Here is a 10,042-nt window from a genome sequence, read left to right on the forward strand (position 1 = left end):
CCCGGATCAACTCCCCTGGGCCCGCTCGGGCTGCTGGACGTTCTCGGCGTCCAGCAGCCCCGAGGACGCGATCAGCACGCCCAACTGGCAGCGGCTGCGGGCACCGAACTCCTCGTAGATCTTGGAGATGTGACCCCGGCAGGTACGCACGCTCACGCCCAGGCGTCGGGCGATGGTCTCGTCGGTCTCCCCCTCGGCGAGCAGCTTGATGATGGACATCCGGACGTCGGACAGCAGGGTCTTCACCTCTGACGCCCGGTTCCGGGCGGAGAAGGGCGACGCCATGCTCCAGAACCGCTCGAACACCGCGACCAGGAACTCGACGACGGCCGGCTGGCGGATGGCGAGGGCGATCTGACGGTCGCTGCGGGCCGGAATGACGGCCAGCTTCCGGTCGAAGACGACGAGCCGCTCGGTGGACGCGTCGATGCTGCGCACGGCTCCGCCGTGACTGGTGACCCGCTCGACGTACTGCCGGGTGGCCGAGTGGAAACGGGCGGAGTGCTGATAGATGGTGCGCATCTGCACGCCTCGCTCAAGCATGGCGCGAGTGGGTTCCCAGGACGCCGCCAGGCTCTCCGCCCTGCGGCCCCCGCCGGGCTGCACCGTGAGCACCTCTTCCGTGCAGCGTGCCGCCGCGGCCTCCAGCTCGGAGTTGATGGCGTCGAGCCCGACCAGGGTGCTGAACCCCAGCGCGTCCTCGGCCCCGTGGACGACGTCCTCGTAGGTGACTTGATAGCGCCCGAGGTGGGAGCGCAGCTGTTCGGCCTCTTGCTCCAGGCGCTCGATCTGATGGTCGAGTGGGGCGAGCAGCCGGGAGGCGGCGCTCCGGGGTGTGGAGACGGCGAAGGCGGCCCCCTCGCCGAGCAGCGGCACCAGCAGCTCGTACTTGCCGAGCCGCTCGGCGGCCGTCGCTGTGCGCTCCCCGCTCCAGCCCAGCAGGTCCGCGGCCGAGCCCAGCGTCATGCCGTCCTGACGAACCATCAGGCGATAGAGCTCGACCGAATCGGCTTCGGGATCGCCGATTTCACCGCCTTCCAGGCCGCTTTCACGCACCCTCTGCTCCCGCCTAGCCATCTGCACCAATGTGCATAAACATTAACAGCGGGACGCGCGCAGGGGTGAGCGCCCGCTCACCTTCCCCACCACCACGGCGGCGCCCTGACGTCCCGCCAGGAGCGGTTCCAGGCCGAAGAAGAAACAACGAAGCAACCCTGCGGCAGGTTATGCTCAGTCGTCGTTGCCCGGCGTGACCTGCCGTGATACACAGAGTCACCGTACGAAGTATTCGTACGAAACCCGCCAGTCAATGACGTCAAGTCGACATACGACGGCGACGTTGTCGGCGAGAATGAGGCGTGACCTCTGCACACCGCGAGGTCCTCTCGGAACTACCCATCAGGGGCGGTGACTTACATGCTCTTCGCGGCCGACAAGGGAGACATCAACACCATCATCGGCGGGATCGCTCCGGACTGGGGCCCCTTCGGCACCCTGGGCAACGAAGCGAAGGTGATGATCGAGGTGGTGATGGCGGTCGCCATCCTGCTCTGCCTCGGCATCGCGGTCTGGGGCGCGGCCAAACAGCGCATCGGCGCGACGGCGCTCCGCGACACCTTCAGCGCGGAACAGGGCAAGGGACTCATCATCGCGGGCCTGACCGGGGTGTTCATCATCGGCTCCCTCGGCACGCTGTTCACGATCGTGTACGGCATGGCGGTCTGACGCTCCCCCTCTCGTCCCATCCGTCCGTCGTGCCCACCGGCTGAGGTTGCGTTTCCCTGATGTCGAGTCACCACACCGCGCCCGCGCGGGAACCAGCACGGCTACCGTCGTATGTCTACGAGGCGGAGAGGGCGTACGCGGCATGAGTCCCGGAGACGAGCACGGCTACCCCGACACGGGCCGCACCCGCACCCGCCTGCCCGAGGACCCCTACGCCGGCACCCCCCGCCGCACCTCCTCCCGCAGCCTGGTCACGGTCGTCGGCGTGGTCGTCCTGCTGATCGCGGCGATCGCCTTCGCGAACCGGAGCGGCTCCTCCCGGGACGCGACGGACAAGAACACCACCCCCGGCACCCACCCCAGAACCTCCGCCACATCCCCGACCGGCACGGACCCGGTGGGCACGAAGACGGGGGACATCCCCATGGGGTACGCGCACAGCCGGCAAGGGGCGGAGAGCGCGGGCGCGAACTTCGCGACGGCACTCGTCTCGGCCGACTTCCTCAAACCCGCACGGCGCGCGGAGATCGTCAAGCAGGTCTTCGTACCGAGTCAGCAGGCCGCCCTGTCCCAGAAGTTCGACAAGGCGTACAACCAGAAGTTCCTGAGCGACATCGGCCTGGACGCCAACGGCAACGCGGCCACGGGGCAGACCTACGTATCCCGCACGGCGCCGATCGGAACCAAGACCACCGACTACGCCGACAGCGCGGCGACCGTCGAGGTGTGGTGTACGGGTCTGTACGGAACGGCGGGCGACCGCTCGACCAACCCGGTCACGAGCGACTGGTTCACCCTGGTGCTCCGTCTGAACTGGTCCGGCGGCGACTGGAAGGTCGAGAGTTTTTCGCAGAAGGACGGCCCCGCACCCGTCCCTGGTGACGACAAGGCGTCCAGCGCCGACCAGATGGCCAAGGCCGTTCAGGAATACGGAGGCTTCACCTATGCCCGGTAGCCAGCGCCGCGCGCTCAAGGTCGCCGCCGCCGTCACCACCGTGCAGGGCGCCCTCTTCATGCTGGCGACCCGAGCCGTCGCCGCCCCTTCGCCCACGCCGTCGTCCCACAAGTGTGATCTCCTCATGGGCCCCGCGAAGGCCCGGTGCCTGCAGGACGACCCGCGCAAGGGACTTCCCGACACCCCCGACAACCCCCTGACCTCCACCCTCGACCCCCTCTCCTCCCTCGCCAAAGGCTGCGCCGACGCCGCCTCCTGGACCATTCAGAAGCTGAGCCACGCCGTGAAGGAGACGGCGAACGTCGACTTCACGAATCAGAAGTTTCTCCAGCAGTACGCGATCGTGTTCGCGGCGTCGACCATCCTGACCCTGGTCCTCTGGCTGCTCGCCGTCGCCAAGCGCGCCGTGCGCGGCGTCCCGCTCACCACCGCCATCTCCGAGGCCGTCGGCTTCCTGTGGCTCACCGTGCTCGCCTCCGCCTTCACCCCGCTGATCCTCTACACCGTCGTCTCCGCGACCGACGGCGTCACCGACGTCCTCGCCAAGGCGACCGGCGACCAGGCGGACACCTTCTTCGGCACCTTCTCCGGCGCCCTCGGCAAGGGCAACGACATCGGCGGCGGCCCGATCATGCTGATCGTCGTCTCCCTGGTCAGCATCCTCGCCGCGGGCGTCCTCTGGCTGGAGCTGGTCATCCGCGCCGCCCTGCTCTACGTCGGCGCCCTCCTCGGCACCGTCGTCTACGCCGGACTCGTCGACAAGAACCTCTGGGGCCACGTCCGCCGCTGGGCCGGGATCATGATCGCCGTCATCCTGGTCAAACCGGTCATCGTCATCGTGCTCGGCCTCGCCGGCGCCCTCTCCGGCGACAACGGCCCGGACGCCTTCGGCGCCGTCGTCTCCGGCCTCTCCATCATCCTGCTCGCCATCTTCGCCAGCGCGATGATCTACCGCTTCGTCCCCGGCTTCGGCGACGAGATCGCCGGCTCCCGCAACAACCGCATCATGCAGGGCGCCGAGAACAAGGCCGCCGCCGTCATCAGCTCCCCCGCCACCCTCGTCGCCCAGGGCATCAAGACCCACAGCACACGGGCCGACAGCAACGCGGGCGGTGGCGGAGGGTCCACCCCCCGCCCCGCCAACCCCGCCAGCGGCGGCGTGGCCGCCCACAGCGGCCGTACCCCGCAAGGAGGCGGCGGCGCGGCCACCCCCGCGCCCCGCGCCCCCAGCCCGGCCGCCACCCCGCACGCCGGAGACACCCGCAACAGCAGCACCAACCGCACTGGAGGTGAAGGGCGTTGACGACCGAGTCCCATCTGTCCCATCCGGTCACGCCCCGCCGTACGTATCTCATCGGCCGGGCCCGGCCGAACGCGATCATCGGCCGCAACCGCGAGTCCGGCGAGATCGCGCTCATCGTCGCGGGCGCCTTCCTCGGCATGATGTGCGGCCTCCTCGTCCCCGCGCTCCCGCTGCGCATCGTGCTCCTGACCGGCTTCCCGCTGCTCGCGCTCGCCGCCGTCTACGTGCCGTACAAGCGCCGCACCTTCTACAAGTGGTTCGAGATCAACCGCAGTTACAAGCGCACCGTCAAGCGCGGCGCGACCTACCGCTCCGCCGTCATGGAGGCGGGCACCCGCCTGGACGGCCGCGAGATCGAGATCGGCCCGCCGCCCGGCATCGGCCGCATCAGCTGGCTCGCCGCCCCCTTCGGCCCCGACGAGATCGCCGTCCTGCTCCACGCGGACCGCAAGACCGTCACCGCCGCCATCGAGATCGAGGGTCCCGGCGTCGGGCTGCGCGACTCCGAGGACCAGGAAGCCCTCGTCGACCGCTTCGGCACCCTCCTCAAGCACGTGGCCAACGGCGACGGCTTCGTCCGGCGCATCCAGATGCTCGCCCGCACCCTGCCCGCCGACCCCGACGCCCACGCCAAGGACGTCGCGCTGCGCGGCGACGGACGCTCCCCCGAGTGGCTCCAGCGCTCCTACGACCAGCTCCAGTCCATGGTCTCCACGAGCAGCGAGCAGCACCGCGCCTATCTGGTCGCCTGTATGCCGTACAACCGCGAACTCGCCTCCGAGGCCCACGCCATGGCCCGCGCCGCCCGCCCCCAGGCGGGCCGCAGGCTCGACCGCGACGCCGGACTCGCCATCGTCATGGCCCGCGAGCTGACCGACATCTGCTCGCGCCTGCAGGAGGCCGACATCCGCGTCCGCCAGCCGCTCGGCCAGAGCCGCCTGGCCTCCCTCGTGCACTCCATGTACGACCCGGACCACCCCATCGACCACATCCAGGCCATGACCAAGCGCAACGCCTGGCCCGCCGAACTCGACGCCATGGAGCCCACCTACCTCCAGGCCAAGACCCGCGAGTCCTCGACCCGCGCCCCCTGGTGCCACGCCACCGCCTGGGTCAAGGAGTGGCCGATGACCCCCGTCGGCGTCAACTTCCTCGCCCCGCTGCTCGTCCACACCCCGGACGTCATCCGCACGGTCGCCGTCACCATGGACCTCGAACCCACCGAGGTCGCCATCGAGCGCATGCTCACCGAGAAGACCAACGACGAGGCCGAGGCGTCCCGCGCCGCCAAGATGAACCGCACCGTCGACCCGCGCGACATCGCCGCCCACAACCGCCTCGACCAGCGCGGCGAGGACCTCGCCAGCGGCGCGGCCGGCGTCAACCTCGTCGGGTACATCACCGTCTCCGCCCGCTCACCGGAGGCCCTCAACCGCGACAAGCGCACCATCCGGGCCTCCGCGGGCAAGTCGTACCTGAAGCTGGAGTGGTGCGACCGCGAGCACCACCGCGCGTTCGTGAACACCCTCCCGTTCGCCACCGGCATCCGAAGGTAGGGGCTCTCCATGCGAGATCCGCTGTCCGCCGTCACCGACGCCTTCACGTCCTTCCTGTTCGGGAAGGTCGAGACCACCCGCCTCCCGGTGCGCACCTCCACCGGTCAGGCCCAGGCGGTCTACCTCCCCACCGCGGCCCCCGGCCTCGGTGACTCCGGCGTCATCATCGGCCGCGAGGTCTACTCCGGGAAGGGGTACATCTACGACCCCTTCCAGCTCTACGGCCAGCAGCTCCCCGCCCCGCACTGGCTCGTTCTGGGCGAGTCCGGCAACGGCAAGTCGGCGCTGGAGAAGACCTACGTCCTGCGCCAGCTCCGCTTCCGTGACCGCCAGGTCGTCGTCCTGGACGCCCAGGGCGAGGACGGCGTCGGCGAATGGAACCTCATCGCGGAGGAGCTGGGGATAACCCCCATCCGGCTCGACCCGACCGCCGCCCTCAACCACGGCATCCGCCTCAACCCCCTCGACCCCGCGATCACCACCACGGGCCAGCTCGCGCTGCTCCGCACGATCATCGAGGTCGCCATGGGACACGGACTGGACGAACGCGCGGGCTTCGCCCTCAAGGTCGCCCACTCCTACGTCAACGAGACCATCGTCGACCGCCAGCCCGTCCTCACCGACATCGTCGAGCAACTGCGCCACCCCGAACCGGAGTCGGCCGAGGCGATGAACGTCGCCCTGGACGACGTACGCGCCTGGGGCCTGGACGTCGCCCTGGTCATCGACCGTCTGGTGGACGGCGACCTGCGGGGCATGTTCGACGGCCCGACCACGGTCGGCATCGACCTGGACGCCCCGCTGATCGTCTTCGACCTCTCCCACATCGACCGCAACTCCATCGCCATGCCGATCCTCATGGCGATCGTCGGCGTGTGGCTGGAGCACACCTGGATCAGGCCCGACCGCAAGAAGCGCATCTTCCTGGTCGAAGAGGCCTGGCACATCATCAACAGCCCGTTCGTGGCCCAGCTGTTCCAGCGGCTGCTGAAGTTCGGCCGCCGCCTCGGCCTCTCCTTCGTCGCGGTCGTCCACCACCTCTCCGACGTGGTCGACGGCGCGGCGGCCAAGGAGGCCGCGGCAATCCTGAAGATGGCATCCACCCGGACGATCTACGCCCAGAAGGCGGACGAGGCACGGGCGACGGGACGCGTGCTGGGCCTGCCCCGCTGGGCCGTCGAGATCATCCCGACGCTCACCCCCGGCATCGCCGTCTGGGACGTCAACGGCAACGTCCAGGTGGTCAAACACCTGATCACCGAGACCGAACGCCCGCTGGTCTTCACCGACCGCGCGATGACCGAGTCCTCCAGCGAGATGTCGGCCGACGACGCGCTGTTCGCCGCCGAGCTGGAGGCCGAGCGCCGGGCGGCCGCCTTCGTGGAACAGCACCTGGGCGACTCCGAATCGACGGTCGCGTAGACGACCACGGTGGCACGGCGGAGAGGGCGAGGGAGCGCGCGTGAGAGCGGACGACCGAGACGGTAGGGGCGCGGGGCAGGAGGCCCGGGGCGGCATCCCGGACGGGCTGCTCCTGGGCCTGCTCGCCTTCCTCCTCGGCATGACCCTGCTGGTGTGGACGGCGACGGGCCTGGGCGCCCTGCTCGCCAGGGGCGGCTGGCCCGCCCCGCTCGCCTTCACCCGCACCCCGCTCGCCATGCGCCACCTCATCGGCGCCCCCCACGACATCGCGGGCGCCTGGCCCGGCACCCCGCCGGACGACCTGCCCAACTGGGGACTGTTCTGGGGCCTGTTCATCGGCCAGCTCATGATCCTGTTCGTCCTGACGGTGTTCGTGCTCGGCACCTTCGCCCGCTGGCGCGCGGGCAAGGCACGCCGGGCCACCGCGCCCACACCCTCGCCACAGGAGGCGGCCGCACCGGTCCACGAGGTCCCCGCCCCGCCTCCGGTCCCCGTGCCCCGCCCGGAGCCCACCCCCCAGGAACCCCGGAAAGCCCAGGCCCCCCAGGAGACCGGACCGCCGCTCCCGGAAGCCCCCGTGGCGGCTCCCACCGCCCCGCTCCCGGCCGTGAGCCCCGTCTTCTACGGCGCCCCCGACGACCGCCGCACGACGGCCACCCAGGCCCTCCAGGACGCCCCCGGCGCCGCCGTGGTCGTCACCTCGGAACCGGCACTGTGGGCGGCCACCAAGGACGCCCGCGCCAAGCTCGGCCCGACCCTCCTGTACGACCCCACCCACCGCTGCGACACCCCGGCCCGCCTCCACTGGTCCCCCACCGCGGGCTGCGAGGACAAGGCGACGGCGCTGGAGCGGGCGACGGCACTCCTGGCCCCCGTACGCCCCTCGGCAAAGATCGACCAGGCCGTCACGGACACCGCCGTCACCCTGCTGCGCAGCTGTCTGCACGCCGCCGCACTGGACGGCCGCACCGTCCGCCACGTCCACCGCTGGGCCCTGGGCACACAGATCCAGGACGCGGTACGGGTCCTGCGCACCCACCCCAAGGCCGCGCCCGGCGCCGCGGGCGAACTCGAGGCCGCGCTCACCGCCCACCCCGAACGCCGCGACATCGCCCAGGAACTGACCGGCCGTGCGCTCTCCGCGCTCACCACGGTCAACGTCCGCGAGTCCTGCACTCCTCACCGAACCGACACGCTCGCCCTGGATTCCTTCGTCCACGAAGGGGGCACGCTGTATGTGGTCGGTGAAACCATCGAGGACCCCCGGACCAGCCCGGGCGCGATGCCCCTGCTGACGGCCCTCGTCTCCAGCGTGGTCGAGCACGGCCGGCGCATGGCCGAACGGTCATCCTCCGGTCGGCTCGACCCACCACTGACCCTGGTTCTGGAGGACGTGGCGGCCGTGGCCCCCGTCCCCCAGCTCCCCGGCCTCCTGGCCACCGGCATCGCCCAGGGCCTCGACACCCGGGCCCTGCTGCGCTCCCGCGAACAGGCGAGGGCCCGCTGGCCGCACGAAGAGCTAACGGTCTAGGGCGAACTCCAGCTCGTTGGCCGTCTCGTCGTTGGCGAAGGACAGCACAAGCCCGGTCGGCCCGAACCCGGCCTTCAGATACGCCTTCTGCGCCCGCTCGTTGTCCTCGTGCACGAACAGCCGCACCCGCTCGGCCTCCTGCTCCCACGCCCACGCCACACCGGCCTCCAGCAGAGCCTGGATCAGCCCGTTGCCCCGATGCCCGTCCCGCAGGAACACCCCGACGACATGCCCCTGCCGCCGCTCGACCGGACGCCCCGACCAGTCCTCGGTGCCCGGCTGCTCCATGAGCACGGTCACCGACCCGACCCAGCTCCCGTCTGCCGCCTCTGCGACGAACTGCCGCCCCTTCGTGGCCCCTTCCGCCGCCATCTCGGTCCGCTCCCGCCAGAACCGGTCCTCCTTGGCGACAGCGTTCTCGTACGTGTCCAGGAAGGCGAGCGGGGCGACCGGATCGCGCAGGGCGGCGAGCCTCAGCTCCCTCACCCGCTCCCACTCGTCGGCGCGTATCCCCCGGACCACGTAACCAGCGACATCCACAGAGCTCATGGGCCCCACGCTAGTGCCGGCGCCCCGGTCGCTCCCAGCGGATTTCCGCAGCCTGTCCACGCGTTGTCAGTGGACCCGCCCTAGGGTGCCCGCATGACCACACTCTCCGACCGGCCGCACACCGCGCTCCTCGTCATCGACGTGCAGAACGGGGTCATGGCGGACGCCCACGACCGCGACCAGGTGATCGCGAACGTCGCCACCCTGATCGACAAGGCCCGCACCGCGGACGTGCCCGTGATCTGGGTCCAGCACTCGAACGACCACATGCCCCGGGACAGCTCCCCCTGGCAGTACGTCCCCGAGCTGAAGCGCCACGACGACGAGCCCCTGGTCCACAAGAAGTACCCCGACTCCTTCGACGCCACGGACCTGGAGTCCGTCCTCGCGGCCCGTCAGGTGGGCCGCATCGTCGTCGCCGGCGCCCAGACGGACGTCTGCATCCGCTCGACACTGCACAGCGCGATCACCCGCGGCTACGACGCCACGCTGGTCGCCGACGCCCACACCACCGAGGACCTCACCCAGTACGGCGCCCCGACCCCGGACAAGGTCGTCGCCCACACCAACCTCTACTGGAAGTTCCACAGCGCACCCGGCCGCGAGGCCGACGTCGTGGAAACGGCGGACGTCACTTTCTGAAAAAGGGCCTGCAAAAGGGTCCGGAAAAATGTCCCGGAACGCAGAAAACCCCCGCACCAATAGTGCGGGGGTTTTCTTAAAATTTGTTCGGCGGCGTCCTACTCTCCCACAAGGTCCCCCTTGCAGTACCATCGGCGCTGTGAGGCTTAGCTTCCGGGTTCGGAATGTAACCGGGCGTTTCCCTCACGCTATGACCACCGAAACACTATGAAACTATCAAACCGTCATGTGTGGCACATGAGGCTGTTCGTGGTTTCAGAACCAACACAGTGGACGCGAGCAACTGAGGACAAGCCCTCGGCCTATTAGTACCAGTCAACTCCACCCGTTACCGGGCTTCCATATCTGGCCTATCAACC

General features: G+C 69.9%; 9 protein-coding genes and 1 rRNA gene. 7 read left to right on the forward strand and 3 right to left on the reverse strand.

The features are described from left to right. Positions 1 to 6: 6 nt before the first annotated feature. Positions 7 to 984 carry a helix-turn-helix transcriptional regulator gene (locus ACWEEU_RS02265; RefSeq protein ID WP_385742613.1) on the reverse strand — a complete coding sequence of 326 codons (978 nt, stop codon included), beginning with the start codon at positions 982 to 984 and terminating at the stop codon, positions 7 to 9. A 432-nt stretch (positions 985 to 1,416) separates the two neighbouring features. Between ACWEEU_RS02265 and ACWEEU_RS02270 the strand changes: the two genes are divergently transcribed. From ACWEEU_RS02270 to ACWEEU_RS02295, 6 genes are all read left to right on the forward strand, one after another. Continuing rightward, complete coding sequence (locus ACWEEU_RS02270) at positions 1,417 to 1,725, forward strand: hypothetical protein (protein ID WP_018548503.1); 309 nt, start codon at positions 1,417 to 1,419, stop codon at positions 1,723 to 1,725. A 142-nt stretch (positions 1,726 to 1,867) separates the two neighbouring features. Beyond that, the gene (locus ACWEEU_RS02275) at positions 1,868 to 2,680 is read left to right on the forward strand and encodes a hypothetical protein (RefSeq protein ID WP_451727550.1); all 813 of its coding nucleotides are present in this window, start codon (positions 1,868 to 1,870) and stop codon (positions 2,678 to 2,680) included. Continuing rightward, the gene (locus ACWEEU_RS02280; protein WP_385742617.1) at positions 2,670 to 3,983 is read left to right on the forward strand and encodes a hypothetical protein; all 1,314 of its coding nucleotides are present in this window, start codon (positions 2,670 to 2,672) and stop codon (positions 3,981 to 3,983) included. Before ACWEEU_RS02275 ends, ACWEEU_RS02280 begins: the two co-directional genes overlap by 11 nt. After that, entirely contained in the window at positions 3,980 to 5,539 is a 1,560-nt protein-coding gene (locus ACWEEU_RS02285; protein ID WP_385742619.1) for an SCO6880 family protein, read from the forward strand. Before ACWEEU_RS02280 ends, ACWEEU_RS02285 begins: the two co-directional genes overlap by 4 nt. Positions 5,540 to 5,548: 9 nt before the next feature. Further along, the gene (locus ACWEEU_RS02290; RefSeq protein ID WP_385742621.1) at positions 5,549 to 6,961 is read left to right on the forward strand and encodes an ATP-binding protein; all 1,413 of its coding nucleotides are present in this window, start codon (positions 5,549 to 5,551) and stop codon (positions 6,959 to 6,961) included. A 40-nt stretch (positions 6,962 to 7,001) separates the two neighbouring features. After that, positions 7,002 to 8,492: a type VI secretion protein gene (locus ACWEEU_RS02295; protein WP_451727555.1), complete on the forward strand. Its 1,491-nt coding sequence runs from the start codon at positions 7,002 to 7,004 to the stop codon at positions 8,490 to 8,492. Here ACWEEU_RS02295 and ACWEEU_RS02300 read toward each other — a convergent pair. Continuing rightward, entirely contained in the window at positions 8,481 to 9,041 is a 561-nt protein-coding gene (locus ACWEEU_RS02300) for a GNAT family N-acetyltransferase (protein WP_385742625.1), read from the reverse strand. The two genes, ACWEEU_RS02295 and ACWEEU_RS02300, sit on opposite strands and share 12 nt — an antisense overlap. A 93-nt stretch (positions 9,042 to 9,134) precedes the next feature. On the opposite strand from ACWEEU_RS02300, the gene ACWEEU_RS02305 reads away from it, so the two are divergent. Further along, positions 9,135 to 9,683 (forward strand): isochorismatase family protein, encoded by a 549-nt coding sequence (locus ACWEEU_RS02305; RefSeq protein ID WP_451727559.1) that lies wholly within the window; start codon positions 9,135 to 9,137, stop codon positions 9,681 to 9,683. 85 nt (positions 9,684 to 9,768) lie between these two features. Here ACWEEU_RS02305 and rrf read toward each other — a convergent pair. Beyond that, positions 9,769 to 9,885, reverse strand: a 5S ribosomal RNA gene (gene rrf, locus ACWEEU_RS02310). Positions 9,886 to 10,042: the final 157 nt, after the last annotated feature.

Source organism: Streptomyces sp. NPDC005004 (genome assembly GCF_053600675.1).